We start from the raw sequence: 24,614 nt of genomic DNA, 5'->3' as shown, positions 1-24,614 counted from the left end.
CGGCACCGGCCTTCAGCCGTCCGCGGCCAGGCCCTCGGCCGTGAGGGTGAGGTGGCGGACCAGCACCTCGGCGGCGGTGTCGGCGTCGCGGGCCAGCGCCGCCTCCTCCAGCCGGCGATGCTCCTCGACGCCGTCCCGGCCGGGGTTGCGGTGCGTCGACCAGCGGCGGGCCAGTTCGCTCGCCGTCCACAGCCGGTCGAAGGTCTCCAACAGCACGGGGTTGCCGCAGCCCTCCATCAGGGCGCGGTGGAAGAGCCGGTGCGCCTCGGACCACGCCTCGCTGTAGTACTCGCCCTCCTCCGGCGTGTACGCGGGCGTGCGGGACAGCCGGTGGTGGGCGGCGCGCACCCGGGCCTCCCAGTCGACGTCGCCGCGCTCGACGGACATGCGCAGCAGGACCGGTTCGATGGTGCGGCGGGCCTCCGCGATCTCCTGCCAGCGGCGGTCGGAGTAGGCCGGCACGGCGAAGCCGCGGTTGGGCAGCCGGTCGGCGAGCCCGTCACCGACCACCCGCACGAGGGCCTCGCGCACCACGGCCAGGCTCACACCCTGCTCCTTGGCGAGGTCCTGCGGCTTGAGGGCGGCACCCGGGGCGTGGTCGCCGCGCATGATCGCGTCCCGCAGATGTGCGTAGACCTGCTCGGAGAGCATCCGCTTGCCCGTCTGCGGGGGCGGGGTGGGGCCGGTCTGAGTCATGAGGGACAGCATAGACGATCCATTGAATAATCGATTATTAGTGTTATGGTCGATTGCAGTGGCCGGGTCCACAGGGACCGGCCCGCCCGAAAGGAACGACGCGATGAGCGCCAACGACCCGTTCGCCCGCCTCCCCGAGGCGGCCTCCTTCACCCTCACCAGCACGACCGTCACCGACGGCGCCCCCTGGCCGCCCGCGCAGCACTCCTCCGGCGTCCCCGGCGGCAAGGACGTCTCCCCGCAGCTGTCGTGGAGCGGCGCGCCGGAGGGCACCCGGAGCTACGCCGTCACCGTCTACGACCCCGACGCCCCCACCGGGTCCGGGTTCTGGCACTGGGCGGTCGCCGACATCCCGGCCGCCGTCACCGAGCTGCCCGAGGGCGCCGGCGACGACACCGGCCCGGGCCTGCCCGAGGGCGCCTTCCAGCTCCCCAACGACGCCCGCGCCGCCCGCTACCTCGGCGCCGCCCCGCCGGCCGGGCACGGCCCGCACCGGTACTTCGTCGTGGTGCACGCCCTGGACGTCGAGTCCATCGGCGTCCCGGCCGACGCCACCCCGGCCGTCCTCGGCTTCACCATGGCCGGGCACATCCTCGGCCGCGCGGTCCTGACCGCCACCGCCGAGACCTCCGCCTGACCCACCGCGTGTCCAGGCTCATCGACACCACGGAGATGTATCTCCGCACCGTCCTGGAACTCGAGGAGGAGGGCGTAATCCCACTGCGCGCCCGCATCGCGGAGCACCTGGACCAGAGCGGGCCCACCGTGAGCCAGACCGTCGCCCGCATGGAACGCGACGGCCCGCTGCGGATCGCCGCCGACCGGCATCTGGAGCTGACCGACACGGGCAGGCGGCTGGCGACGCGCGTGATGCGCAAGCACCGGCTCGCGGAGTGCCTGCTCGTCGACGTGATCGGCCTGGAGTGGGAGCAGGTCCACGCCGAGGCCTGCCGCTGGGAGCACGTGATGAGCGAGGCCGTCGAACGCCGCCTCCTGCGCCTGCTGCGGCACCCGACCGAGTCGCCCTACGGCAACCCGATCCCGGGCCTGGAGGAGCTGGGCAGGACGAACCCCGCACCCCCGCGCCCGTCCCCGGCCGGAAGCACGGTCAGCCTCGGTGACCTCCTCCCCGGCCCGGACGGCGTGACCGCGGTCGTCCGGCGCATCGGGGAGCCGGTCCAGACCGACCGCGGGCTGCTGTCCGCCCTGCGGCGGGCCGGGGTGCTGCCGGGCGCGCTCGTGACCGTCACGCCGTGGCCCGGCGGTGTGACCGTCGGCAGCGGCGAGGGGACCGCCCGGCTCCCCGCGCGCACCGCCGCGCACGTCTTCGTCGCCCCGCTCTGAGCCCGCACCTCAGCTGCCCCGGACCTGCTGGCTCCCGGGCAGCCCGAACAGCCGGGCCGCGTTGTCGTGGCACACCCGGCGCAGCCACGCGTCGCCCAGTCCCAGCCGCTCCAGGGCGTGCAGTTGATGCAGGTAGGGATACGGGATGTTGGGGAAGTCGGTGCCGAGCAGGACGCGGTCGCCGAGGTCCGCCAGCCGGGACAGCGCCCGGCGCGGGAAGGGCGCGAGACGCTCACTGAAGTCGGTGAACGCCATGGTCGTGTCCAGCCGCACCTCCCCGTACCGGTCGGCGAGGTCCAGGAAGTCCTCGTACTCGGGCATCCCGAGGTGTGCGACGACCAGCCGCAGCCGGGGGTGGCGTGCCAGCACCCGGGCGATCGGCTCGGGCCCGGTGTGCTTGCCGGGCGCCGGGCCCGAACCGCAGTGGATGACGACCGGTACGCCCGCCTCGGCGAGCACGCCCCACGCCGGGTCGAGCAGCTCGTTTGCCGGGTCGTACGCCCCCACCTGCACGTGCGCCTTGAAGACCCGCGCCCCCGCCTCGACGGCCCGGCGCACGTACGTCTCGACGCCGGGCTCGGGGAAGAGGGTGGAGGTGTGCAGGCAGTCCGGCGTGCGGCGGGCGAAGTCCACCGCCCAGTCGTTCAGCCACTGGGCCATGCCCGCCTTGTGCGGGTAGAGCATGGCGGTGAAGGCCCGCACCCCGAACGCGCGCAGCAGCTCGGCGCGTTCGTCCTCCTCCTGCCGGTAGGTGATCGGCCACTCGACCCCGCCGGTCAGCGGCCCGAGGGCGTCGAAGTAGGCCCAGACCTTGCGCAGCACCCGCTCGGGCATGAAGTGCGTGTGCACGTCGACCAGCCCGGGCAGCCCGAGCCCCTCCCAGAACCGGCGGACCTGCCCGACTTCGTGATCACTCATGCGGCCACGATCGCGCCCCGCGCTCCCACGGACAAGGGGGCGACGGTGAGGGACGAGGGAGAGAGGGGAGGGCGAGCGGGGAGGGAGAGGAGGGACGGCGAGGGGGGCGAAGGAGCACCCGAGGGACGAGGGGGCGCCCGGAGGGCGAGGGAGAGGAGGGACGGCGAGGGGGGCGAAGGAGCACCCGGGGGGCGAGGGGGCGCCCGCGGGGCGAGGTCAGAACAGCCCGTCCTGTACCCCCGCCGCTCGCTTGAGCGCCCGCAGGGGCACCGTGCAGGGCTCCCCCTCGGCGGCCACCAGCTCCCACCCGGTCATCAGCCGGGTGTCGAGCACGACGACCCCGCGCTCCGTCGCCAGATGCAGATCCGGCCCGGCGGCCGCCACCAGCTCACCCCCGATCGCACCGCCCGCCACCAGCTCGGCCACCTCCGCCACGGCGGCCGGCCCGCGCTCCGCGCCCGCGATCCCGAAGACGCCCGCGTGGTCGACGCCCCGGAACGGCTCCGGCACCAGCGCCTCCGGCCAGCCGCCCAGCGCCACCGCCCGCTCGTGCAGCCCGGCGATCTCGGCCGCCCGCTCCGCCTCCGACTCGGGCAGGGCGGCCCGCACCGCGCGCTTGTGGGCGTACGGGATGCGGTCGGGCACGCCCAGCGCGGCCCGCAGCAGCTCCTCGGTCCGGCGCGCGGCCATCAGCGGACCGCACCCCAGCCAGCTGAAGCACACGGCGCCCTGCTCGAGCAGCCGGGCCGACCCCCGTTCGTATGCGGTGATCCCCACCTTGACGAGGCCCGGACCGAACCACGCCAGATAGACGCGGTACGGCCGCGGATCGTCCGCCATGGTGTCGGCGGCCACGGAGTGGGCCCGGTCCAGCCGTGCGCACTCCTCGCACCGCGCCCCCGTACTCCGCCCCGGCACGCCGGCCCGCACCGGACACGCGTGCCCCCGTGCTCCCACACACGTCCGCACACCCCCCTCGGCGACCCCGAAGGCCACCCGCTTCCCCCGGGCCGGCGCACTGCGCCGGCCCCCGACCCACGTCAGCACGGGACCGTCCGCCGCCCACCGCAGCCCCGCGCACTTCCACGCCTGTGCCATCCCCACCGACAGTAGAGGGCACCACTGACAACGGCCGGTGCCCCGGCCCGGCAACGACGTCCGGGCGGGCACTCACTCATGGTGAGCGCCCGCCCGGACGTACCGTATGACCATGGCAGAAAGTGAACCGATGTGCCCCGAGCGCCTGCTCATGGAGCACGTCACCAGCCGCTGGGGCACCCTCGCCCTGATCGCTCTGCTCGACCGCCCCCACCGCTTCAGCGAACTGCGCCGGGAGATCGGCTCGGTCAGCGAGAAGATGCTGTCCCAGACCCTGCGGACCCTGGAGCGCGACGGCCTGGTCCACCGGGACGCCAAGCCGGTGATCCCGCCCCGCGTGGACTACTCCCTCACCGGCCTCGGCCGCGAGGCAGCCGAACAGGTCCGGGACCTCGCGCGCTGGACGGAGCGGCGGCTGGCGGCGGTCGAGCGGGCCCGGGGGGCGTACGACGCGGACAGGGCGTGACGCGTCGCCGCCCCCTGCGGGGTCACGACTTCAGGACCGCCTTCATGACGCTCTTGGCGATGGGCGCGCCGAGCCCGCCACCGGAGATGTCCTCGCGGGAGATGTCCATGTCGGTCGGGTCGATGAACACGGCCACCGCGACGGAGGAGCCGTCGTCCTTCTTGCCGTAGGACACGAACCAGCCGTACGGCACCTCGTCGTTCACGTCGACACCGCGCTGCGCGGTACCGGTCTTGCCGCCGACCGTGACGCCGTCGATCAGGGCGCGCTTGGCGCTGCCCTCCTTGGCGGTGAACTCCATCATCTCCTGGACCTTCTGCGCGGTCTCGGCGGAGACCGCCTCGCTCATCACCGCGGGCTCGGTCTTCTCCAGGGTGTCCAGGTCGGGGCCCTTGACCTCGTCGACGACGTAGGGCTGCATCACCTTTCCGTCGTTGGCGATCCCGGCGGTGACCAGGGCCATCTGCATCGGCGTACTGGTGAGGCTGCCCTGTCCCATGCCGGTGAGCGCGGTGCCGGGCTTGTCGAGGTCCTCGGGGTAGAGGCTCTTGGTGGCGAGCAGGTCGCCGAAGTCCTCGGAGTAGACGTCCTCGTTGAAGCCGAACTTCTCGGCCGTCTCGCGCATCTTGTCCTGCCCCAGCTTGGAGGCGGCGTCGAGGAAGACGTTGTTGCAGGAGTACTGCATGGCGGTCTTCATCGAGGCCTTGTTGCAGACCGCGTCACCGGCCTCGCTGCCGATCTTGTTGGTGGACTGCGGCAGCGGGTACGGGGAGACGGCGTCCGTGCGGGCGTCGACGTCGGTGACGATGCCGTGCTCCAGCGCGGCCGCCGCGGTGAGGATCTTGAAGGTGGAGCCGGGCGGGTAGGTCTCCCGCAGCGCGCGGTTGGCCAGCGGCTTGTTCTTCTTCTTGTCCAGCGCCACGAAGCGGTCGGACTCCTTGAAGGTGCTGCCCGCGAACGTGGAGGGGTCGTAGGAGGGCGCCGAGACCATCGCCAGCACCTTCCCGGTCTGCGGGTCGAGCGCGACCACGGCCCCCCGGGCGCCCTTCAGGTCGGTCAGCCCCTCCCAGGCGGCCTTCTGCGCCTTCGGGTCGATGGTGGTGACCACCGAGCCGGCCCGCCTCCCCTCACCGCTGACCACGTCGGCGAACCGCTGGAAGGCCAGCCGGTCGTCCTTGCCGGTGAGGATCGAGTCGTAGGTCTTCTCCAGCAGCGTCATGCCCTGGGCCTGCGACGCGTATCCGGTCACCGGCGCGTACATCGGCCCGTCGGCGTAGGTGCGCTTGTACTTGAGGTCGGTGGTCTCGGTCTCCTTGGAACCGGTGACGGCCCGGCCGCCGACGATGATGTCACCGCGCGGGGTGGCGAACTGCTCGATCTGCACCCGTCTGTTCTTGGTGTCGGAGGCCAGCTCCGGGGCCCGGACGTACTGCAGCCAGTTCGCGCGGATCAGCAGGCCGAGCACCAGCAGTCCGCAGAAGATCGCCACGGCCCTCAGCGGCTTGTTCACCGTGCGCCTCCGTCGAGGCTCGGCCGGTCGGATATCGCCCGGTCGGATATGAAGACTGGTCCTCTCAACATGCGCACACCCTAGACACAGTTGCGGACCGTACTCACGTCCGGTCGGCCGCCGCACCCGCCGTGTCGCCCGGCTCCCGGGGCCCACGGCCGTCGAGTTCCGTCGGCGACAATCCGTCGGAACCTGTCACTCGCGCCACTGGGACACCCCTCGTGCCGTGCATAGCGTGCCCGCATGAACCCTGCCGGCCTCCTCCCTCACGTCATGCCGATCGGCATCGGCCTCCTCGTCGTCCTGCTCCTGTCCCTCGTCCCGGACCCGCACCGCCGTCCCCTGAACGCCCTCGGGATCGCCGGGGCCGGGGGCGTCTACTTCTCGGGCGGCGGCCTGGGCGTCTGGGAGCTCCCGTTCGGCGCGCTCATGCTGTACGTCGCCTACCGGGGCCTCACGTCCTGGACGTTCATCGGCATCGGCTGGCTGCTGCACACCGCGTGGGACGTCGTCCACCACCTGAAGGGCAACCCGATCCTCCCCTTCGCCCACGACTCGTCCCTGGGCTGCGCGATCTGCGACCCGGTCATCGCCCTGTGGTGCCTGCGCGGCGGGCCGCCCCTGCGCGAACTCCTCCCGGGGCGCGGCGTTCCGGGCCGACGCGAGCTCACGTGACGAGCCGCACGCCCTGCTCGCCCTACGTGCACCCCACCGCCGACGGCATGTCACGGCACCGCTGTTCCTGATGGGACTGAAGCACGACACCACCGAAAACGACGACACAGACCAAGCCGACCATGACGGCCTGACCGACCACCGTCACCACGGCCCTGGCCCGCGCGGCGACCGCAGCCGCCACCCCGGCGAGGACTCCGACTCCGCCGACGGCGGCCAGGTAGTTCCACAGCGGGTCCGGCGCGGCGCTCTCCGCCGGGTCGAGGTTGAACCCGGACAGGAACCAGAGGCCGAAGATCACCGCCAGGGCGGTCAACTCCAGGAGCACGAGACCGCACCCGGCCCCGATGTCGACACCGACGTCCGCACGGCGCCGGCGTCCGGTGCCGCTGGTGGCGTCGAACGCCGGCGGAGCAACAGGCAGGTCCATGTCCGCCACCCTGTCCCGCACGCGGAACGGGCACATGAGTACGCCTACTCAGCTACCTCAAGAGAAAGCGGAAGCCCCGTGGAGATATCCACGGGGCTTCCGACTCACTGTGCACTCGGCAGGATTCGAACCTGCAACCTTCTGATCCGTAGTCAGATGCTCTATCCGTTAAGCTACGAGTGCTTGTCTTGTTCAGTTCTACCGCCGCTCCCGTTCCTTCCGGCCCGTTCGCGGCGACAGGAAGAACATTACATGACTGCCGCCGTCATGTGAAATCCATTGGCCGCACCCCTTGTGACCTGGGCAAACGACTGTTGCGGGCTGCCGACAACACCGAAGCCCCGACCGTGTGGGGCCGGGGCTTCAGTGATCGTGCGGAGGCGGAGGGATTTGAACCCTCGATGGGCTTTAAAACCCAAACCGCATTAGCAGTGCGGCGCCATAGACCGGACTAGGCGACGCCTCCAGACAACATCACCATCTCGCGGGCGAGCGCGAGTGGCGCGTGCCGATGATGACACAGTTGAGCGCGCTGTCACCAATCGACCCCTACGGTACTAGGCGGGCAGGCCACAGAGCAAAGCCCTTACGGCGTAGTCCACCGGCCCGGCGCGCAACGTCCGGGCGGCCGGCGCGTTGGTCAGGTCATGTTCCAGGTGACCCGCACCCCCGCCGCCGCCCGCCTCCTCGGCGCCGCCGCCCTGTCCGCCGCCGCCCTCGCCTCCGTCTGCGCCGCGCCCTCGGCCGCGGTCGCCGGTCCCGGTGCTCGGGACGGTGACCGCCTCACGGTCACCTTCCGCGACGCCGGCCCGGGCATGGACGGCACGTACGAGCTGTCCTGCCACCCCGCCAACGGCGACCACCCCGACCCGGAGGGCGCCTGTGCCGTCGTCGACCGCGACACCCGGTGGGGTCAGGAGGTCTTCGCGCCGGTGCCCGAGGGCAGCGTCTGCACCATGCAGTACGGCGGACCCGCCACCGCACACGTCACCGGCACCTGGGCCGGGCGCCCCGTCGACGCGACGTACGACCGCCGCGACGGCTGCGAGATCTCCCGCTGGGACCGCATGGTGCCGCTACTGCCCGAGGTGGGGACCCCGGCCCGGTCGTAGGGCCCGGACGGTCATCGGTCACACGTTCTACGTCACTTCCTCGTGCGACCTCCGTCCCATCCCCCGCCGCCCGCGGGGCCCCAACCCTTAGACTCCCTCGCGTGACACGCTGCGGGCCGATTGGCAAGATGGCCCAGGCGGTCGGCAAGTGCGGTAACAGGAGGGAAGCGTCTCGTGAGCAGCAGGCCATCCCGAGGCACTGCTCGCCTCGCAGCCATACTGGACGCGCTGCCGGACGCGTTGGTCCTGGTCAACGCCAACGGCACCGTGGTCAACGCGAACACCATCGCGCTGGAGGCGTTCGAGACGCCGGGCACCGCGCTGGTGGGGCGGGGGCTGCTGGATCTGCTGCCGCAGTTCGACTCGCGGCTGATCCCGGGCTCCATGCGGCGCCCCGACCACATCGACCCGCGGGCGCGCACCAAGCCGACGCGGATGGTCGCGCGGCGCACCGACGGCTCCGAGTTCCCCGTCGAGGTCACCAGCGCCAACCTGGAGACCGGCCAGCAGGCCTACGACACCTACGGCTACACCGGCGACGAGTTGCTGATGCTGGTCGTCCGCGACCTCTCCGGCACCGTCGACACCGAGGCCGAGCTGGCCCGTTCGCAGCGGCAGACCGAGATGATCCTGCGGGCCGCCTCCGAGGGCGTCGTCGGCACCGACACCGACGGGCGGATCGTCCTCGTCAACCCGGCCGCCGCGCAGATCCTGGGCTACCGCGCCGGTGAACTGGGCGGCCGGGAGCTGCACACCCTGGTCCTGCACTCGCGCGCCGACGGCTCGCCCTTCCCGTACGACGAGTCCCCGCTCGCCGACACCCTGCGCTCCGGACGCAAGCACCGGGTGCGCGGGCAGGTGGTGTTCGCCAAGAGCGGCGAACAGCTGCCGGTCGACCTGACGACCGCACCCGTGCGCGACGGCGACCAGCTCGTCGGCGCCGTGATGACCTTCACCGACCGGCGCCCCTACGACGCCCTCGTCAAGGAGCACGAGGACGCGGAGCGGCGGCACTCCGAGGAGTTGGAGCGGCTCGCCGAGGAGCATGCCGCCGAGCTGACCGAGCTGCGGCAGCGGCACGCCGCCGAGCTGGAGGAGCTGCGGGAGCAGCACGCGGAGGAGCTCGCCGCGGACGCCGACCGCTACGCCGCCCTCGGTGAGCGGGAGAAGGACCGCTACGAGGCGATCGCCGGACGGCACGAACAGCTGCTCGTGCTCCTCGGCGACTCCCTGCGCGGACCGCTGGACGAGCTGCGCCGGGAGCTGGCGGCGCTGGCGTCGGACGACGCCGGGCAGTTGTGGCCCGAGGCCAACCAGGTGCTGCACCACCTGTCGGCCGGCTACTCGCGCATCACCACCCTCATCGACAACGTCCTCGGCTACCAGCGCCTCGACGTGGGCAACGAACAGGTCGCCCGTACGAAGGTGATGCTCGACGCCGTCGTCGCCGCGGGTGTCGACGGGGCCGTGGAGCTGATCGGCCCGGGGCGGGTGCAGTTCGCCGTGCACGCGCCGCCGATCGAGGCCGAGGTCGATCCCCGGCTGCTGGCCACCGCGCTCGCGCACCTCGTCGCGGACGTCGCGGGCGTCGACGCCACCGGCAACTCGCCCGTGTCGGCGACGGGCGGCTACCTGGACAACACCGTCGTGGTCGCGGCGGCGCAGCGCGGCGAGGTCGTGCGCATCGAGGTGCGCGGGCCGTACGCCGGGGGAGACCCGGTGCACGAGCCGATCGTGCGCGGGATCGTGCGGGCGCACGGCGGCGTGCTGCAGACGCACGACGTGCCGGGCATGAGCGGCAGCGCGTTCGTGCTGGAGGTGCCGATCGGCGGCGGGGCGGGTGCCGTCACCGCCCAGGGTGCCGAGCTGGCGCAGGTCGCCCCCGCCGTGCCGGACGCCCGGGCCGGCGCGGCCGGTGGCGTGGGCTCGCAGGGCACCGTGGCCGTTCGCGAGCCCGCTCCCGGGGGCGGGCGGCGGAGGGCGCGCCGGGCCTCCGTCGACGCGTTCCTGGAGAGCGAGGTCCCCGGTGCGCCGGGCGGTGCCGGTGCTGCCGGGCCCGAGGCGGGGAACTCCGCACCGACCGGACGGCGCAGGCGGCGTGCCGCCCAGGCCGAGACCGGGGCCGAGACCGGCGCGCAGTTGCCGGGGCAGGGGCCGGACGACGTATCGGCTCCGCTTCCCGTGCCCGCGCAGGCCGGGCCCGGCGCGGATGCCGGGGCCGGGGGTACCGGGCGTCGGCGTGGACGGTCCGCGGAGGGGTCGGGCGCCGAGGCCGCCGGGATGCCGCAGGCAGCGCTCGGCGGGGTGTCCGAGGGTGCCGTCGTCATGGCCGGCGAGCACGGCGGAGGGGCCGCGGCGTCCAACACCGGTCTCGGTGGGACCGTCCCGCCGCAGGGCGTGCCCGCGCCCACCGGACGCCGGGCCGGACAGGACGGCGGCGAGCAGCACGCGCTGCCCCCGGCCCTGCCCGCCCAGGCCGGCGAGTCGGACCCGGCAGACGCGGCAGACCCGGCGAACACCGACCGGCCGACGGGGCGCCGACGCCGTGCCCTGGCCTCGGCCAACGAGCGCGCCGCGGCGCAGGAGGCCGCTCCGCGCCAGGTGTTCGCCCTGCCTCCCGCCGACGCCGACCGTCCTTCCGAGGAGACGACCGAGGCGGTGGGGGCGCAGGCCCAGGGGCAGGTTCAGGTTCAGGGACCGACGCCGGTGCCGGCCCCGGTGCAGGGGCAGCCCGGTCGGGTCCGGGTGCCCGGGCCCGCCGCTCCCGGTGACGCCCTGCCCCACGTCGGCCGTCACGACGCGGTACCGCACGACCAGTCCGAGGACCACACGCCGCCGCAGCCCCACCCGGCCGAGGCACCGACCGGGCGCCGCCGACGGGCCGGGGCCGCGCGCCCGGCCGACGAGGCGGCTCCGGTCCCGCCGCAGAACGCGCCCGCGCAGAGCGTCCCGGTCCAGGGGGCGCCGCCGGTGCACGGAGCCCCCGTGCCCGCCCCGGCCCGCGCCCGCGCCGAGGCACCGGCGCCCCGGCCCGCCGGGTCCGGTGCCGGGACCGCGACGCCCGCCGTCCCGGGGTCGCCCGCCCCGGCGCCGCAGCCGTGGCCCGCCGCCGCGGACACCCAGGGCGCCGGCGCCTCCGTACCGCCCGGCGGGGCCCCCGTACCGCCGGCGTCCGGAGCGCCCGCCGCTCCCGTTCCGCCTCCGGCCTCTCCAGCTCCCGCCGCTCCTGCCGCCCCCGCGGCCGCACAGGGCGTTCCCGCCAACACGCCGAGCCGGGGCACCCCGCTGCCGCCCGAGAACGCGCCCGCCCCGCGCGCGGCGCAGCCGCTGCCCGCCGAGGCTTCCGCCCCCGTCGACCCGAACTCGACACAGGGACGGGCGATCAGCGTGCGGACCCTGGGCCAGGGGGTGCCGTTCAACCGGCAGGCGGTCCAGGTGCAGCAGCCGTCGGCCACACCCGCCCCGCACCAGCCGGGCGGCGGCGGCCGACGCCGCAAGCTGGGCACGCCGCCCGACCCGGCCGCCACCGGGACGGCGCCGTCGGCCCGCCCGCACCCGCCCGCCGAGCAGCCGCCGGGCACGCAGCCGAAGAAGCAGGCCCAGCCGCAGCCCCCGAGGCAGTCCCAGGATCAGCCGTCCCTGGCCGGCGGTCAGGGACGGCTCGCGCCGGTCACCGAGGGCGCCGGACGGTCGTACGCCATAGGGGCGCCGGACCGGAACGCCGCCGAGGGACCCGAACCGCTGGACGGACCCGGCGGTGCCGTCGAGGTGGCCGACCCGCCGCGCCCGCAGCCGATGGACGACGAGCTGCCGCCGGAGCCGCTGGACAACCCGCGTCGGCTGCTGGTGTGGCCCGCGCCGGACGTCTCCACGCAGCAGGCGCTCAGCGACCGCGGCTACCGGCCGGTGATCGTGAACTCGCGCGAGGAGGTCGACGCGCAGATCGCGGCGTTCCCGGCCGCGCTGTTCGTGGACCCGCTGACCGGGCCGATCACGCGTACGGCGCTCCAGTCGCTGCGGCAGGCGGCGGTGGCGGCCGAGGTGCCGGTGCTGGTCACGGCCGGGCTCGGACAGGCCTCACGGGACGCCGCCTACGGCGCCGATCCGGCCGTCCTGCTGAAGGCGCTCGCGCCCCGGGACAGCGAGCAGCACCCGCCGCGCGTCCTGCTGATCGAGGAGCACGCGGAGATCGCGCTGGCGCTGACCTCGACGCTGGAGCGGCGCGGGATGCAGGTGGCGCGGGCGGCGAGCGACGCCGACGCGGTGACGCTGGCCGGGCAGTTCCGGCCGAACCTGGTCGTGATGGACCTGATGCGGGTGCAGCGGCGCCAGGAGGGGTCCGCCGGGATCGTCGACTGGCTGCGCGCCAACGGGCAGCTCAACCGCACCCCGCTGGTCGTCTACACCGCCGCCGTCGACCAGGACGACCTGCCGCGGCTGGCCTCGGGCGAGACGGTGCTGTTCCTGGCGGAGCGTTCCACCAGCGGTGAGGTGCAGTCCCGGATCGTCGAGCTGCTCTCGCGGATCGGGACCAACTGACGCCCCTCCCGCCGGGTCATCCCTCGACGATGCGGCGGGCCGCCTTCTTGATCGAGTCGCGCAGGCGGTCGGCGTCGTCGTCCCCGCCGCCGACGAGGATGCGCTTCATCTGGGGCACGACGACCGCCCAGTTGGCCATCGCGATCAGCAGGAACAGGAGGTCGGGCGCCGGGATGGCGGCGGTGACCACGCCGCGCTCCTGGGCGTCCCGCACGGCGGCGACCTTGCGGGCGTAGTGGGCCTGGCGTTCGGCCTCGTGGGGCAGCTCGGCAGTGCCGTACTCCACGCCCTCCCAGAAGAGCAGGCGCAGCAGCTCCGGGTGGGCGGCGTGGTAGTCCAGCAGACGGTCGATCCAGCCCTCGACGTCGTCCGGGTCGACGGGGACGGAGATCGCGAGGTCGAGCATCTTCTTCTCGAGGACGGACGCGAACAGCTCGCCCTTGTTGCCGTAGTAGGCGTAGATCAGCTGCTTGTTGGCCTTGGCCTCGGCCGCGATGCGGTCGATGCGCGCGCCGGCGATGCCGTGGCGGGCGAACTCCGCCACCGCCGCCTCGAAGATCCGGGCCTTGGTGGCCTCGGGGTCCCTTGCTGCCATGGGGCAAGGGTAGCGGGGCGGAACGGATACCAACTATTTGGTTGGCCTGCTCGGGAATGCGGGCCGGGCTCCCGGAGTTAGTTCCAACCAACCAGTTAGTTACTGGCGTGCGCCCGAAGGAGTCGCTCCACCCATGCCGTCATCGCCGTCTCCCACTCCCACTCCCACTCCAACTGGCACGTCCAGGTCCGCGTCCACGTCCACGTCCACGTCCACCGACACGTCCACCCGGGCCGGGGACGGGCCGTCCGGTGCCGCCGCCCGGCTCTTCCTCCCCCTGATCGCCCTGTGCACCGCCGTGACGGCCGCCAACATCTACCTCGCGGCGCCGCTGCTCCCCCTCATCGCCCACGACATGGGCTCCACCCCGTCGGCGGTCGCCTGGCTCGCCTCGGTAGCGCAACTGGGGTACGCGGCCGGCCTGCTCTTCTTCGCGCCGCTCGGGGACAGCGTGAACCGGCGCCGTCTGGTCGCCGTCCTCTCGCTGGTCGCCGCCGCCGCCCTGCTCGCCGCCGCCGCGTCGGCCGGGACCGGCGCGCTCGCGGGCGCCGTCCTGGTCGCCTCGGCCGCCACCGTCGTACCGCAGCTGCTCGTCCCGCTGGTCGCCGGGCGCGCCCCCGCCGACCGCCGGGCCCGGCACGTCGCGGCCGTCGTCGCGGGCCTGTTCACCGGCGTCGTCGCGGCCCGGGTGCTCGGCGGTCTCGCCGGGCAGGCCTTCGGCTGGCGCACGGTGTTCGTGGGCGCGGCCGTGCTCACCGCCGTGCTGGGGCTGACGACCGCGTACGTCCTGCCCGTGGAGCGGCGGCAGCGGCAGGGCCCGCTGTTCGCGGGGCTCGTCGCGATACCGGGCGTGGTGCGCCGCTCGCCCGACCTGTGGCGGGCATGCGTGCGCCAGGCGGGGATGTACGGGGCCTGGAGCGCCCTGTGGACCTCGCTCGCCCTGCTGCTCGCGGAGGACGAGGGGTACGGCATGACCACCGCCGCGGCCGGCCTGTTCGGCCTGTTCGGGCTGGCGGCGAGCGTCGTCGCGCCGCTCGCCGGGGGCCTGGTCGACCGGTTCGGCGCCGCCAAGGTCGTACGGTCCGCGTACGCCCTGGCCGCCCTCTCGGTGCCGCTGTTCTGGCTGGGCGGGCAGGTGATGGCGGCCCTGTGCGCGGCGGCCGTCCTGGTACACGCCGCCCTGGTCGCCTCCCACGTCGCCAACCAGACCCTGGCCCTCACCACGACCTCGGCCCCGGCCACCGCCAACACGGCGTACGTCGTCTCGAGCTTCGCGGGCGGCGCGCTGGCCTCGGCCCTCGTGGGGCCCGCGTTCGGCCACTGGGGCTGGGGCGGCGTGTGCGCGGTGGCGGGGGCCTGGCTGGTGCTGGGGTGGACGGCTACGGCCGTACGGCCGGCGCGGACCGCAAGGCCTGCGCGGTGACGACGGGCGCGTGCCGGGCGGCGGGAAGGCCGTGCGGACCTCCCGCCGCCCGGGCGATCGCGCCCGGGTTCCCGCGCGTACGCCTCAGAGCCGGGTCACGTCCAGGCCGCCGTCGGCGTACTGCCGGCGCAGCACCTTCTTGTCGAACTTGCCGACGCTCGTCTTCGGCACCGTCTCGATGACCGTCCAGCGTTCCGGCAGCTGCCACTTGGCGATCTTGCCGTCCTCGGCGAGGAAGGTGCGCAGGGCGGCGAAGTCGGTGGTGGCGCCCTTCCGGAGGACGACGGTGGCCAGCGGGCGCTCGCCCCACCTGTCGTCCGGTACGGCGACGACGGCGGCCTCGGCGACGTCCGGGTGGGCCATCAGCGCGTTCTCCAGCTCGACCGAGGAGATCCACTCCCCGCCGGACTTGATGACGTCCTTGGCCCGGTCGGTGAGGGTGAGGAAACCGTCCGGGGAGATCGTGCCGACGTCGCCGGTCTTCAGCCAGCCGTCCTCGCTGAACTTGTCGTCGGGACGCAGCGGATCGGCCCCGGGGCCGTTGTAGTAGGCACCGGCGATCCAGTTGCCGCGCACCTCCAGCTCACCGGCGGACTCGCCGTCCCAGGGCAGGCGCTCGCCGCCGGGACCGGTGAGCCGGGCCTCGACACCGGCCGGGAAACGCCCCTGGGTGAGGCGGTAGGCGAACTCCTCCGGCGTCCCGACCACGTGGGCCGGCGGCCGGGCGATGGTGCCGAGCGGCGAGGTCTCCGTCATGCCCCAGGCGTGGCAGACCCGCATGCCGAGCGCGTCGAACGCCTCCATGAGGGAGGGCGGACAGGCCGAGCCGCCGATGGTGACCTGGGTGAGGGAGGAGACGTCCCGGGGCGTGGCCGTCAGCTCCGCCAGCAGGCCCTGCCAGATGGTGGGGACGGCGGCGGCGTGCGTCGGCCGCTCGCCCTCGATCATCGCGGCGAGGGGCGCGGGCTGCAGGAAGCGGTCCGGCATCAGCATGTTCACGCCGGTCATGAAGGTGGCGTGCGGCAGTCCCCACGCGTTGACGTGGAACTGCGGGACCACGACCAGCGAGATGTCCTGGTCGGTCAGGCCCATCGACTGGGCCATGTTGACCTGCATGGAGTGCAGGTAGATCGAGCGGTGGCTGTAGACCACGCCCTTGGGGTCGCCGGTGGTGCCGGAGGTGTAGCACATGGCGGCCGCCGCCCGCTCGTCCAGCTCGGGCCAGTCGTACGTGGTGGGCTTGCCGGCGATCAGGTCCTCGTACTCGTGCACCTGGACGGCGGCCCCGTCCAGCAGGGAGCGGTCGCCCGGCCCGGTGACGACGACGTGCTCGACCGTCTTCAGGTGCGGCAGCAGCGGGGCGAGCAGCGGCAGCAGCGAACCGTTGGCGAGCACGACCCGGTCGGCGGCGTGGTTCACGATCCAGGCCAGCTGCTCGGGCGGGAGGCGGAGATTGAGGGTGTGGAGGACCGCGCCCATGGCGGGGATCGCGAAGTAGGCCTCGACATGCTCGGCGTTGTTCCACATGAGGGTCGCCACGCGTTCGTCGTCGACGACGGCGAGGTCCTCGCGCAGGGCGTGCGCCAGCTGTGCGGCGCGGGCACCGATCTCGGCGAAGGAGCGGCGGTGCGGCTCGTCCTCACCGGTCCAGGTGGTCACCTGCGAGCTGCCGTGGATGGTCGACCCGTGGGTCAGGATCCTCGATATCAGCAGCGGTACGTCCTGCATCGTGCTCAGCACGGTGTCCTCCCGGGGCGACATTGCCTACGCGGCGGTAAGGGTTGCGCTGATTCTGCGCACATACCGCGCGGTATGTCACTAGTCCCGGGTGATCGATCAGTGGGCGGCGCCGAATACGCGATCCCACCCGGTGTTCACATACCAGGTCATTACCGCACGAACCCCAGCTCAGGGTCCTCACGGAGCTTGCCGAGGGCCCGGGAGACGGCCGACTTCACGGTACCCACGGAAACTCCGAGCACTTCCGCCGTACGGGCCTCGCTGAGGTCCTCGTAGTACCTGAGGACGACCATCGCGCGCTGCCGCGCGGGCAGCTTCATGATCGCCCGCCACATCGCGTCGTGCAGGGCCTGCCGCTCCGCCGGGTCGTCGCCGGACACGGGCTCCGGCTCGGGCAGCTCGTCGCAGGCGAACTCGTCGACCTTGCGCTTGCGCCACTGCGACGTCCGGGTGTTCAGCAGCGCCCGGCGCACATAGCCGTCCAGGGCGCGATGGTCCTCGATGCGCTCCCAGGCCACGTACGTCTTGGTGAGCGCGGTCTGCAGCAGGTCCTCCGCGTCGCTCGGGTTCGCGGTGAGCGACCGGGCGGTACGCAGCAGCACCGGCTGGCGAGCCTTCACGTACGACGAGAACGACGGGTACGGGAAGGTCTGCGTCCTTGCTGTGGCCGCGGCCGGCGCGGTGGCCCTCGCCGTGGCCGGCGCCATGGCTGTGGCGGCGTTCGAAGCGCTGGTGCAGACGGGTGTGGTCATGGCTCAACGCTATGAGCGAGGGGGCACCCCGCGGATCGGCCGCAGGTCCCGAAGCCGAGTCCGCCTCAGGTTGTAGGGGTGGTGTTGGCCCCACCTCCTGTAGGTGGAGTGGGGGAGGAGGGGTACTGCGGGTTGACCCCTGGGGGTTCCCACGAGGCGCGCACCGGAGGGGGCCCGGAGTACCGCGAAGCACGCACCTGGCGAGGACGTGCCGGCACCCGCGGCACGGCCGGCGCGGGCACGAAAACGTCCGGGCGACGGTACCGGAGTACCGTCGCCCGGACGCACTGAGACCCCATGAAGCACACCCGCACAAGAACCGAGGGGCCGGCGCGGCAGCGCACCCGCGCCGGTCCCTCAGCTCACCACCACAGCGGGGAGAAGGTGACGGCCACGTTGTCGTTGCCCTGGTTGATCGACGTGAAGGCGGAGCCGTCGACCTGCGCGGTGTTGCTCTGGTTCGAGGCCCCCGAGCCGACCGCCTGCTGCTGCGTGGTGGACGAGTTGCCGTTGTTGTCGTCGCCGACGCCGCTGCCGATGATGCCCGCGGAGGCGCTGGCGGCGGTCGCGTTCGATCCGTCGTCCGCGAAGGCGCCGTTGTCCGCCGTCGCCACCCCGCCGAAGAGAGCGGCGGCGAGCGGAAGGGCGGCAACGGCGGCGACGACACGGGCGGTACGGATGCTTGCCATGTTGTTCCTCCAGAACAAGTGCGCACCGGCTTCCAGCCGACAACGCGAGAAGTACGTGAACTACGGCTTGTGCCAAGGCAGTTGGCCGACCGCCTCGACGCTGTGCACGACGTCGCGTGATCAGAATTGCCCACCGAATCCCCGGCGAACCACCCCGGAAGCCCTGATTCGCCCTCAAGCGTGAGGACAAGTCGATAAACCCCTTTGCTTCCCTTCCCTCCCACCTCGGGTCAGCACGGACGACTCCTCCTCAAGCCCCGCAAGAGGTGAAGCGTTCCGCCACTTTCTCCCCACGCCCCGCCGCCCCGGCGTGTCGCACCCCTCACCCTTCCCTTTCTCGAACATACGTACGAACATAGACCCATGGCCACCACCGACCGGCGGGCCACGACACTGGCCCTCGCACACGCCCTGTCAGCCGCGGAACGCGGACTGGCCGTCATCCCGCTGGCCCGGACGAAGCTCCCGGCGCTGCGCTCCCCCCACCGCGACGCCCCGGCCTCCGAGCCCTTCGCCTGCCGCGGCGAGTGCGGCCGCTTCGGCCACGGCGTCCACGACGCCTCCACCGACCCGGACCGCGTCCGCGCGCTGTTCGCCGCCGCCCCGTGGGCCACGGGCTACGGCATCGCCTGCGGACTGCCGCCACACGACCTGATCGGCGTCGACCTGGACACGAAGTCGGCCATGTCGCAGACGGACTCCTCCACCGCCCTGCGCGAACTGGCCCTGCGCCACCTGTTCACGATCCCGCCCACGGTCGTCGTCCTGACCCCCAGCGGAGGCCGCCACCTCTGGCTGACCGGCCCGCCGGACCACGTCGTCCCCAACTCGGCCGGCCGGCTCGCCCCCGGCATCGACATCCGGGGCGCCGGCGGCTACCTCGTCGGCCCCGGCTCCCGCACCCGCCACGGCGCCTACACGATCGCCCCCGGCACGTCCCACCTGAGGCCCGCGCCCTGCCCGCCCGCGCTCCTGCGCCTGCTGCTCCCGCCCCCCGTACGGCATGCCGGCGGCGACACCGCGGGCGCCGGGCGCGGCCTCGTCCAGTTCGTCCTGGCCGCCCACGAGGGCCAGCGCAACACCCGCCTCTTCTGGGCGGCCTGCCGCGCCTACGAGAACGGCGTCGGCGCGGCCCTCCTCGCCCCCTTGCTGGACGCCGCCCGGGCCACCGGCCTGACCGAACGCGAGGCCCGCGCGACGATCGCGTCGGCGGCCCGCATGACGGGCCGGCACCCCTGACGGAAACGACCCGGCGGAAACCGGCCTGGTGGCCCGGTGGAAGCGGCCCGATGCCCCGGTGGAAACCGGCCCGGCGGCCCGGTGGAAGCGGCCCGGTGGAAACCGGCCGGACGGAAACCGAGCACCCGCCCCTGCGCTGCGCCCCACTCTCCACCCCGCACCGCCCCCACCCCGCACCCCCTCCGCACCCCCACTCCGCACTCCACGCACCTCACCGGCACGCAACCGAAAGACCCCGATGCACGACCACCCCAGAGTGCCGACCCTGTCGCTGACCCGAATCGTCCTGTCCTGCGGCCGCAGCGTCGAACTGACCGAACTGCGCCTCACACCGACCTACGGCGACCTGCCGGCGAGCTACCCGTGCCGCCCCGTGAACGACCTGCGCATCCGGGCACTCCTGCACACCGCCGCCGGGATGACCCCCACCGTGCCGGTACACCTGATCCCGCCGCCGCGCGAGTACCCGGACCAGTACGCGGGCGCCTTGGGCCCCGTCGAGACACTCCCGCGCGTGGCCTGCGTCGGCCGTTTCTCCTCCATGCCCCTGGCCCCGGCCAAGGACCCGGTCGTCCACCGCTCCGGCCTGACCGTCATCTGGTTCCAGCCGACGACCCGGGTTCCGGACCCGTACGACACGGACCAGGCCCTGCGGGACGTCGACTGGACGTCCCTGGCACAGGACTACGAGCTGGAAGACCTGCCGTACGGGCCTTGAGCCCCCGGCCGTTCGCTGCCGCTCTCCCCCGTGCCCCCGTCCGCATGCGTCTCGTCCTTCCGCCACGGCCGGACCCCCAACTCGCCGGTGGTGCCGAGGTCGAGGTGCGGTGCGACCATCACCGGTTCGGAACCGGCCTCGGCCCGGACCCTGACGTAGGGCACGGACACCGCCTCGCCGAACTCGGTGGTGTTGCGCCACGCCAGCCCCGACACGGCGGACTCACCGGGCCGCAGCGTCACCGGCCGCGGCGGCCCCTCGTCCCCGCCCGCCATCGGGATGCCGTCGGTACCGCGCAGGATCGCGATCCCCTCCACCGGCTGGTGCTCCGCGTCGAGCAACTGCAGTGCCGGGTAACCCTCCAGGGAGTACGTCCGGCCCCCGCAGTTCTCCAGGTGCAGCCCCACGACACGCAGCCCCATCGCCGCGTCGCCCCGGTCGGCGGTCAGCCGCAGCCCGGACTCCGGGCAGGAACCCGCGGAGGCCGGTGCCTCGTCGGAGGGCACCCGCTCCACACCGAGAATCCGCACCCGCGCGGCGTCGACGGGCCCGCCACCCGCATACGTGCCCGGCTCGAGCGTCCTCCGCACGGTCTTCCCCGCCCCCACGGAGGCCACCGTCTCCTCGACGTTCGACATCGCCCGGCCCTGCTCGTCCATCAGGGAGAAGGTGATGGTGTACGTGAAGGGCTCGGCCCCCGGATTGGTCACGTCGTACTGGACGGCACACGGCCCGGCCGCTGCCCCGGCCCCCGGCAGACTGTCCGCCGTGACCGACACCCCGGGCCTCCGACTCGCCCGCCCACTGGGAGACGCACTCGCCCCGGCACCGGCCCGCTCCACCACCCCGACGACCCGGACCCCGTCCCGCTCAGCCCAGGCGCCGGCCGTGCCGCCGGAAGCCCCGTCGGCGGTGGCACCGCTCGCACACGGCCCCTTCGTCTCCCCGCCACCACCTGGCGCGGAGCCGGCGGTCTGAGTACCGCAGCCGCCCAACACAAGACCGGCCACAAGAACACCGGAGACCGCCAACGCCGTGCGGAACGGGGGAATTCGCATCGCCCCACCCCACCAGCCCCGCCACACCCCGGCCGTGGCGGAAGCCACACCTCCGGTCACAGCCCTGTCACAACCGGAACGACGACGGCCCCTGACCACAACGCCTGGCCAGGGGCGAGCTCGGCATCGAGCGGCAAGAGGGCGCCGAGGGCGGGAGCAATCGTCAGGAGCTGTGGACTGCGTGGCGGGTGCCTGGCCCGGTCACCCCTCGTCGAGGCAGAGGCAGAAGGGGTGGCCGGCGGGATCGAGGAGCACTCGGACGTTCTCCTGCGGCTGGTCCTCGGCCGGCGTGGCGCCCAGGGCGACCGCCTCGGCGACCGCCGAGTCCAGGTCCCCGACCTGGAAGTCGAAGTGCATCATCGGGCGCTGTTCGCCGTCGACCGGCGGCCAGACCGGAGCCCGGTAGCCTTCGGCCTGCTGGAATACGAAGAATGGCCCGTGCGGTGAGGCCGCGACGATGGCCGTCCCGGGTTCTTCGTGTCCGACGTGCCAACCGAGGAGCTCGGCGTAGAACCTCGCCAGACCACCGGGGTCCGGCGCCTCGATCGCCGTTCCCCACCACATACCATCAGTTCGAGATTTCATTCCGGCAGCCTGTCGTGTGATCGCCTCCGTGTCGCGGGTGAGGCGCGCTCACGCGGCGACGACTTCGTTGCACTCCACCAAACGCCGCGCTCCAACGTCGCGCCGGCCCGGGCCAGCGGAACCAGGTGCGGTGCGTTGACGGCCCGCCGGCAGTCCTCGGCGGCACGGCCGGGCGTGACATGGCGCGGGGAAACGACTCCAGGAGAGCCCTTCGCGAAGGGCCCGGTTCTGCTTCGGCCAAGTCGGCGAGCGACAAGCAAGGCCGCCGCCTCCCGGGGCATGAGGACGCACCGCGCCCCCTTCCGAGCAGATCACGTCCCCTGACTGGTTGGCAGAGGTGCCGCCGGACGGACCGCGGTGAAGTCCTGGAGCTCGTAGCGGGTGGCGGAGAGCAACAGCAGCCACTCGTCGCAGCCCTGCCACGGATGGAGGTCGCCGCCGCCTCCGCGTACCACCCGCGGCCCGTCCCCGGTGCGAGGGCGGGCGTCCGCGGGGGCGTCCGTGAAATGGGGGATCCACACGTCGGCACAGATCTCGTTCGCCGACCCCATCGCCGCCAGCCCGAAGGCGTTCTCCGCCGCGGCCGTGCGCTTCTCGTCGGCGAAGTCACCGAGCACCTGGTCCTCGTCCGGCCTCCCGTCCCCGCGGAAGGTCAGAGTGGTCGTGCCCGCCCGGGCCGCATACTCCCACTCCGCCTCGCTGGGCAGCCGGAACGGCAATGCCCCGAGCAGGTCGTCCAAGTCGTCCTCCAGCCGGGCCGCGTTCGACGCCGATTCGGCGAAGCTGTCCTCGTACGCGGGCTGCCAATGCCGTACTTGCGCCACGGTGAGCGGATGCCGTGCGATCAGGAACGGCTCGACCCGCACTTCTCGCACCGGCCGGGCCCGCGCGGCGCCGGCAAAGAACGGTTCGAGGCTGTCATCGGCGCCGTCGGCCCGCTCGATGGCACGCACCGCCTCCAGTTCCGCGTCGGACAAACCCATCCGGAACGTCCCACCGGGAACGGCCCGGAAGACCACACCGGAGGGGACGTGCCGCCAAGCCGGCCGGCCGGCCACGATCTCTTGAGCCCACATGGTGCCGGACGCTAGCAGCGGCCGGCCATCTCGGATCAAGGAAGGCACCAGGAGGGAGCACGGCCGACTGGTCACCACCTGCACACCACAGACGGGGCAGGAAAATCGCGGGGAACGGCGGTCCCCGAGAGGTAGCGCACACGACGACGGCCCCCGACCGTAACGCCTGGTCAGGGGCCGTCAATCACCGCGGTGGGTGTGGGATTTGAACCCACGGTGACTTGCGCCACGACGGTTTTCAAGACCGTTCCCTTAGGCCGCTCGGGCAACCCACCTTCGCGCCGTCCCGCCCGGGGCGGAGCGGGTACAGCCTACCGGCCCCGTCCGGGCGCGGGCTCACGTGTGGTGGGGAGGGCGGGCCGCCGCCCAGGCCGCCTCGATCATCGGGAAGATCTCGTCGAGGGCGGCCTCGGGGTCGGGGGCCTCGCGGGACAGCGAATAGGCGTCGATCACGAACCTGGCGAGGGTGCGGGCGGCGGTTTCGCTCCGGGTGAGGGTGGGGTCGGCGGCGATGGCCGCGGCCAGGGCTTCCGCGTGGCGCAGGCGGACCGATTCGTCGTACTTCCGCAGGGCGGGGGACGCGTCGATCATGCGCCAGATCGGGGCCGCGCCGTCCGCGGTGCAGTGCCGGACCAGAGCCAGGATCTCATGGCGCAGAGCGGGGATCAGGGGTGCTTGCGGCTCCCGGTCGGTGACCGCCCGTGTGAGGCGGTGCTCGAAGTCCTCGTCCTGCTCGAAGACCAGGGCCTCTTTCGAGGCGAAGTGGGAGAAGAGCGTGGTGACGGCCACGTCGGCCTCGGCGGCCACGTCACGGATGCCCACCGCGTCGTACCCGCGTTCCAGGAAGAGCCGCAGCGCGGTGTCGGCGATCTTCTGGCGGGTCGCGGCCTTCTTGCGCTCACGGCGGCCCGACTGCTGCACGGTCATGACGCGCAGGCTAGCAGGTAGGAAACAATAACCGTTATGAAACGCTATCTGTTAGTGCTACGTTCGGCAGTATGAAGAAAGTGAGCTTCGCCGAGTTCGGCGGTCCGGACGTTCTCCAGCTGGTCGACGCCGAGGAGCCCCACGCGGGGCCTGGTCGGATACGCATCGCCGTGCGGGCGGCGGGCGTGAATCCCGTCGACTGGCGGGTCAGGGAAGGGCAGGTGCTGGGGGCCCATCCGATCGAGTTGCCCTCCGGGGTCGGGCTGGACGCCGCCGGGGTGGTGGACGAGGTCGGCGAGGGGGTCGCCGGGGTCGAGGTCGGGGACCGGGTGTTCGGCGAGGGTGCCAGCACGTACGCCGAGTTCGCCGTGCTCGGGGCGTGGGCGCGGATGCCGGACGGGCTGGCCTTCGAAGAGGCGGCCGGGTACCCCTCCGTGGTGGAGACCGCGCTGCGCGTCATCCGGGAGGTCGGGGTGCGGCCGGGGCAGACGTTGCTGGTCAGCGGGGCCTCCGGGGGCGTCGGGTCGGCGGTGCTGCAGATCGCCCGCGAGCGCGGCGTCACGGTGATCGGTACGGCCGGTGCCGCCAACCAGGAGTACCTGCGCGACCTCGGCGCCGTCGCCACGACGTACGGCGAGGGCTGGGTCGAGCGGGTGCGGCGGCTCGGTGCTGTCGACGCGGCTCTCGATCTGGCCGGTTCGGGCGTGATCCGCGAGTTGGTCGAGCTGACCGGGAATCCGGATCGGGTCGTCAGCATCGCCGATCTGGGGGCGTCCGAGTTCGGCGTCCGGTTCTCCGGTGTGGCCGGCAGTGTGCCGGCGGCGCTCGCCGAGGCCGTCGACCTGATCTCGCGCGGGAAGCTCCACATCCCGGTCGAGAAGGCGTACCCACTCGCCGAGGCCGCCGCCGCGCACGTCGACAGCCAGGCCGGTCACACGCGCGGGCGCCGCGTCCTCGTCATCTGAGCCTGCCCGGAGTGCGGTGTCCGGTCCCGTGGCCCGGCCGCCTGCCTGACCGAACGCAT

The 24,614-nt window shown here is 73.2% G+C and carries 23 protein-coding genes and 3 tRNA genes; 10 read left to right on the top strand and 16 right to left on the bottom strand.

Annotation, left to right across the window (positions count from 1 at the left end):
- Positions 1-12: 12 nt before the first annotated feature.
- Complete coding sequence (locus tag C4J65_RS17070) at positions 13-696, bottom strand: GntR family transcriptional regulator (protein ID WP_115746495.1); 684 nt, start codon at positions 694-696, stop codon at positions 13-15.
- A gap of 103 nt (positions 697-799) precedes the next feature.
- On the opposite strand from C4J65_RS17070, the gene C4J65_RS17065 reads away from it, so the two are divergent.
- Complete coding sequence (locus C4J65_RS17065; protein ID WP_115743185.1) at positions 800-1,333, top strand: YbhB/YbcL family Raf kinase inhibitor-like protein; 534 nt, start codon at positions 800-802, stop codon at positions 1,331-1,333.
- An 8-nt stretch (positions 1,334-1,341) separates the two neighbouring features.
- Positions 1,342-2,040, top strand: coding sequence for a metal-dependent transcriptional regulator (locus C4J65_RS17060; RefSeq protein ID WP_115743184.1), 699 nt, complete (start codon positions 1,342-1,344; stop codon positions 2,038-2,040).
- A gap of 9 nt (positions 2,041-2,049) precedes the next feature.
- On the opposite strand, the gene C4J65_RS17055 is transcribed toward C4J65_RS17060, so the two are convergent.
- A complete protein-coding gene (locus C4J65_RS17055; RefSeq protein ID WP_115743183.1) occupies positions 2,050-2,958 on the bottom strand; it encodes an amidohydrolase family protein in 909 nt (302 codons plus the stop codon).
- A gap of 216 nt (positions 2,959-3,174) precedes the next feature.
- Positions 3,175-4,056, bottom strand: a complete 882-nt coding sequence (locus tag C4J65_RS17050) for a DUF2797 domain-containing protein (protein ID WP_115743182.1) — start codon at positions 4,054-4,056, stop codon at positions 3,175-3,177.
- A gap of 106 nt (positions 4,057-4,162) precedes the next feature.
- On the opposite strand from C4J65_RS17050, the gene C4J65_RS17045 reads away from it, so the two are divergent.
- Entirely contained in the window at positions 4,163-4,522 is a 360-nt protein-coding gene (locus C4J65_RS17045) for a helix-turn-helix domain-containing protein (protein ID WP_115743181.1), read from the top strand.
- 22 nt (positions 4,523-4,544) lie between these two features.
- Here the strand turns inward: C4J65_RS17045 and C4J65_RS17040 are convergent, their stop codons facing one another.
- Positions 4,545-6,032, bottom strand: a complete 1,488-nt coding sequence (locus C4J65_RS17040) for a penicillin-binding protein 2 (RefSeq protein WP_115743180.1) — start codon at positions 6,030-6,032, stop codon at positions 4,545-4,547.
- Between the two features lie 243 nt (positions 6,033-6,275).
- Here C4J65_RS17040 and C4J65_RS17035 point away from each other — a divergent pair, with 243 nt between their 5' ends.
- Positions 6,276-6,707 carry a DUF6010 family protein gene (locus tag C4J65_RS17035; protein ID WP_115743179.1) on the top strand — a complete coding sequence of 144 codons (432 nt, stop codon included), beginning with the start codon at positions 6,276-6,278 and terminating at the stop codon, positions 6,705-6,707.
- Positions 6,708-6,729: 22 nt separating this feature from the next.
- On the opposite strand, the gene C4J65_RS17030 is transcribed toward C4J65_RS17035, so the two are convergent.
- The 3 genes from C4J65_RS17030 to C4J65_RS17020 all read right to left on the bottom strand — a co-directional run bounded on the left by C4J65_RS17030 (position 6,730) and on the right by C4J65_RS17020 (position 7,603).
- A complete protein-coding gene (locus C4J65_RS17030; RefSeq protein WP_205351026.1) occupies positions 6,730-7,137 on the bottom strand; it encodes a DUF6234 family protein in 408 nt (135 codons plus the stop codon).
- Positions 7,138-7,247: 110 nt separating this feature from the next.
- Positions 7,248-7,320 (bottom strand) — tRNA-Arg (locus C4J65_RS17025).
- Between the two features lie 192 nt (positions 7,321-7,512).
- Positions 7,513-7,603 (bottom strand) — tRNA-Ser (locus tag C4J65_RS17020).
- A 181-nt stretch (positions 7,604-7,784) separates the two neighbouring features.
- On the opposite strand from C4J65_RS17020, the gene C4J65_RS17015 reads away from it, so the two are divergent.
- The gene (locus tag C4J65_RS17015) at positions 7,785-8,249 is read left to right on the top strand and encodes an SSI family serine proteinase inhibitor (RefSeq protein WP_115743177.1); all 465 of its coding nucleotides are present in this window, start codon (positions 7,785-7,787) and stop codon (positions 8,247-8,249) included.
- 174 nt (positions 8,250-8,423) lie between these two features.
- A complete protein-coding gene (locus C4J65_RS17010) occupies positions 8,424-12,788 on the top strand; it encodes a PAS domain-containing protein (protein WP_115743176.1) in 4,365 nt (1,454 codons plus the stop codon).
- A 16-nt stretch (positions 12,789-12,804) separates the two neighbouring features.
- On the opposite strand, the gene C4J65_RS17005 is transcribed toward C4J65_RS17010, so the two are convergent.
- Positions 12,805-13,383, bottom strand: coding sequence for a TetR family transcriptional regulator (locus C4J65_RS17005; RefSeq protein ID WP_115743175.1), 579 nt, complete (start codon positions 13,381-13,383; stop codon positions 12,805-12,807).
- A 133-nt stretch (positions 13,384-13,516) separates the two neighbouring features.
- Between C4J65_RS17005 and C4J65_RS17000 the strand changes: the two genes are divergently transcribed.
- The gene (locus C4J65_RS17000; RefSeq protein ID WP_115743174.1) at positions 13,517-14,806 is read left to right on the top strand and encodes an MFS transporter; all 1,290 of its coding nucleotides are present in this window, start codon (positions 13,517-13,519) and stop codon (positions 14,804-14,806) included.
- Between the two features lie 84 nt (positions 14,807-14,890).
- Here the strand turns inward: C4J65_RS17000 and C4J65_RS16995 are convergent, their stop codons facing one another.
- From C4J65_RS16995 to C4J65_RS16975, 3 genes are all read right to left on the bottom strand, one after another.
- A complete protein-coding gene (locus C4J65_RS16995) occupies positions 14,891-16,567 on the bottom strand; it encodes a long-chain fatty acid--CoA ligase (protein ID WP_115743173.1) in 1,677 nt (558 codons plus the stop codon).
- Between the two features lie 128 nt (positions 16,568-16,695).
- On the bottom strand, positions 16,696-17,298 hold the full coding sequence (locus C4J65_RS16990) for a SigE family RNA polymerase sigma factor (protein WP_162833211.1): 603 nt from the start codon (positions 17,296-17,298) through the stop codon (positions 16,696-16,698).
- Positions 17,299-17,660: 362 nt separating this feature from the next.
- Entirely contained in the window at positions 17,661-17,987 is a 327-nt protein-coding gene (locus tag C4J65_RS16975) for a hypothetical protein (RefSeq protein WP_115743170.1), read from the bottom strand.
- Positions 17,988-18,350: 363 nt separating this feature from the next.
- On the opposite strand from C4J65_RS16975, the gene C4J65_RS16970 reads away from it, so the two are divergent.
- Both C4J65_RS16970 and C4J65_RS16965 read left to right on the top strand, forming a co-directional pair.
- Positions 18,351-19,226, top strand: coding sequence for a bifunctional DNA primase/polymerase (locus tag C4J65_RS16970; RefSeq protein ID WP_115743169.1), 876 nt, complete (start codon positions 18,351-18,353; stop codon positions 19,224-19,226).
- A 238-nt stretch (positions 19,227-19,464) separates the two neighbouring features.
- The gene (locus C4J65_RS16965; RefSeq protein ID WP_115743168.1) at positions 19,465-19,944 is read left to right on the top strand and encodes a hypothetical protein; all 480 of its coding nucleotides are present in this window, start codon (positions 19,465-19,467) and stop codon (positions 19,942-19,944) included.
- Here C4J65_RS16965 and C4J65_RS16960 read toward each other — a convergent pair.
- The 5 genes from C4J65_RS16960 to C4J65_RS16940 all read right to left on the bottom strand — a co-directional run bounded on the left by C4J65_RS16960 (position 19,911) and on the right by C4J65_RS16940 (position 23,590).
- Positions 19,911-20,723, bottom strand: coding sequence for a DUF4232 domain-containing protein (locus tag C4J65_RS16960; protein WP_240330446.1), 813 nt, complete (start codon positions 20,721-20,723; stop codon positions 19,911-19,913). The two genes, C4J65_RS16965 and C4J65_RS16960, sit on opposite strands and share 34 nt — an antisense overlap.
- 480 nt (positions 20,724-21,203) lie before the next feature.
- Entirely contained in the window at positions 21,204-21,587 is a 384-nt protein-coding gene (locus tag C4J65_RS16955) for a VOC family protein (protein WP_240330445.1), read from the bottom strand.
- 311 nt (positions 21,588-21,898) lie between these two features.
- Entirely contained in the window at positions 21,899-22,570 is a 672-nt protein-coding gene (locus C4J65_RS16950) for an SUMF1/EgtB/PvdO family nonheme iron enzyme (RefSeq protein ID WP_205351025.1), read from the bottom strand.
- Positions 22,571-22,853: 283 nt separating this feature from the next.
- A tRNA-Ser gene (locus tag C4J65_RS16945) sits at positions 22,854-22,938 on the bottom strand.
- 61 nt (positions 22,939-22,999) lie between these two features.
- Positions 23,000-23,590, bottom strand: a complete 591-nt coding sequence (locus tag C4J65_RS16940) for a TetR/AcrR family transcriptional regulator (RefSeq protein ID WP_115743166.1) — start codon at positions 23,588-23,590, stop codon at positions 23,000-23,002.
- Between the two features lie 71 nt (positions 23,591-23,661).
- Between C4J65_RS16940 and C4J65_RS16935 the strand changes: the two genes are divergently transcribed.
- Complete coding sequence (locus tag C4J65_RS16935; protein ID WP_162833210.1) at positions 23,662-24,555, top strand: NADP-dependent oxidoreductase; 894 nt, start codon at positions 23,662-23,664, stop codon at positions 24,553-24,555.
- The last annotated feature ends 59 nt before the right edge of the window (positions 24,556-24,614 follow it).

The sequence above is a fragment of the Streptomyces sp. CB09001 genome, from assembly GCF_003369795.1.
In the GTDB taxonomy this organism is placed as follows: domain Bacteria; phylum Actinomycetota; class Actinomycetes; order Streptomycetales; family Streptomycetaceae; genus Streptomyces.
Note: the sequence above shows the minus strand (reverse complement) of the source record. Positions and strands in the feature narration are given on the sequence as shown.

What these genes read in the sequence shown, in the direction of transcription:
- C4J65_RS16995 (WP_115743173.1), bottom strand. Translation starts at nt 16,567, where the DNA reads ATGTCGCCCCGGGAGGACACCGTGCTGAGCACGATGCAGGACGTACCG.
- C4J65_RS16970 (WP_115743169.1), top strand. Translation starts at nt 18,351, where the DNA reads ATGGCCACCACCGACCGGCGGGCCACGACACTGGCCCTCGCACACGCC.
- C4J65_RS17050 (WP_115743182.1), bottom strand. Translation starts at nt 4,056, where the DNA reads ATGGCACAGGCGTGGAAGTGCGCGGGGCTGCGGTGGGCGGCGGACGGT.
- C4J65_RS16950 (WP_205351025.1), bottom strand. Translation starts at nt 22,570, where the DNA reads ATGGGTTTGTCCGACGCGGAACTGGAGGCGGTGCGTGCCATCGAGCGG.
- C4J65_RS16935 (WP_162833210.1), top strand. Translation starts at nt 23,662, where the DNA reads ATGAAGAAAGTGAGCTTCGCCGAGTTCGGCGGTCCGGACGTTCTCCAG.
- C4J65_RS17070 (WP_115746495.1), bottom strand. Translation starts at nt 696, where the DNA reads ATGACTCAGACCGGCCCCACCCCGCCCCCGCAGACGGGCAAGCGGATG.
- C4J65_RS17015 (WP_115743177.1), top strand. Translation starts at nt 7,785, where the DNA reads ATGTTCCAGGTGACCCGCACCCCCGCCGCCGCCCGCCTCCTCGGCGCC.
- C4J65_RS16975 (WP_115743170.1), bottom strand. Translation starts at nt 17,987, where the DNA reads ATGGCAAGCATCCGTACCGCCCGTGTCGTCGCCGCCGTTGCCGCCCTT.
- C4J65_RS17005 (WP_115743175.1), bottom strand. Translation starts at nt 13,383, where the DNA reads ATGGCAGCAAGGGACCCCGAGGCCACCAAGGCCCGGATCTTCGAGGCG.
- C4J65_RS17035 (WP_115743179.1), top strand. Translation starts at nt 6,276, where the DNA reads ATGAACCCTGCCGGCCTCCTCCCTCACGTCATGCCGATCGGCATCGGC.
- C4J65_RS17045 (WP_115743181.1), top strand. Translation starts at nt 4,163, where the DNA reads ATGACCATGGCAGAAAGTGAACCGATGTGCCCCGAGCGCCTGCTCATG.
- C4J65_RS16940 (WP_115743166.1), bottom strand. Translation starts at nt 23,590, where the DNA reads ATGACCGTGCAGCAGTCGGGCCGCCGTGAGCGCAAGAAGGCCGCGACC.
- C4J65_RS17055 (WP_115743183.1), bottom strand. Translation starts at nt 2,958, where the DNA reads ATGAGTGATCACGAAGTCGGGCAGGTCCGCCGGTTCTGGGAGGGGCTC.
- C4J65_RS17000 (WP_115743174.1), top strand. Translation starts at nt 13,517, where the DNA reads ATGCCGTCATCGCCGTCTCCCACTCCCACTCCCACTCCAACTGGCACG.
- C4J65_RS16955 (WP_240330445.1), bottom strand. Translation starts at nt 21,587, where the DNA reads ATGAAATCTCGAACTGATGGTATGTGGTGGGGAACGGCGATCGAGGCG.
- C4J65_RS16990 (WP_162833211.1), bottom strand. Translation starts at nt 17,298, where the DNA reads ATGACCACACCCGTCTGCACCAGCGCTTCGAACGCCGCCACAGCCATG.
- C4J65_RS17065 (WP_115743185.1), top strand. Translation starts at nt 800, where the DNA reads ATGAGCGCCAACGACCCGTTCGCCCGCCTCCCCGAGGCGGCCTCCTTC.
- C4J65_RS17030 (WP_205351026.1), bottom strand. Translation starts at nt 7,137, where the DNA reads ATGGACCTGCCTGTTGCTCCGCCGGCGTTCGACGCCACCAGCGGCACC.
- C4J65_RS16965 (WP_115743168.1), top strand. Translation starts at nt 19,465, where the DNA reads ATGCACGACCACCCCAGAGTGCCGACCCTGTCGCTGACCCGAATCGTC.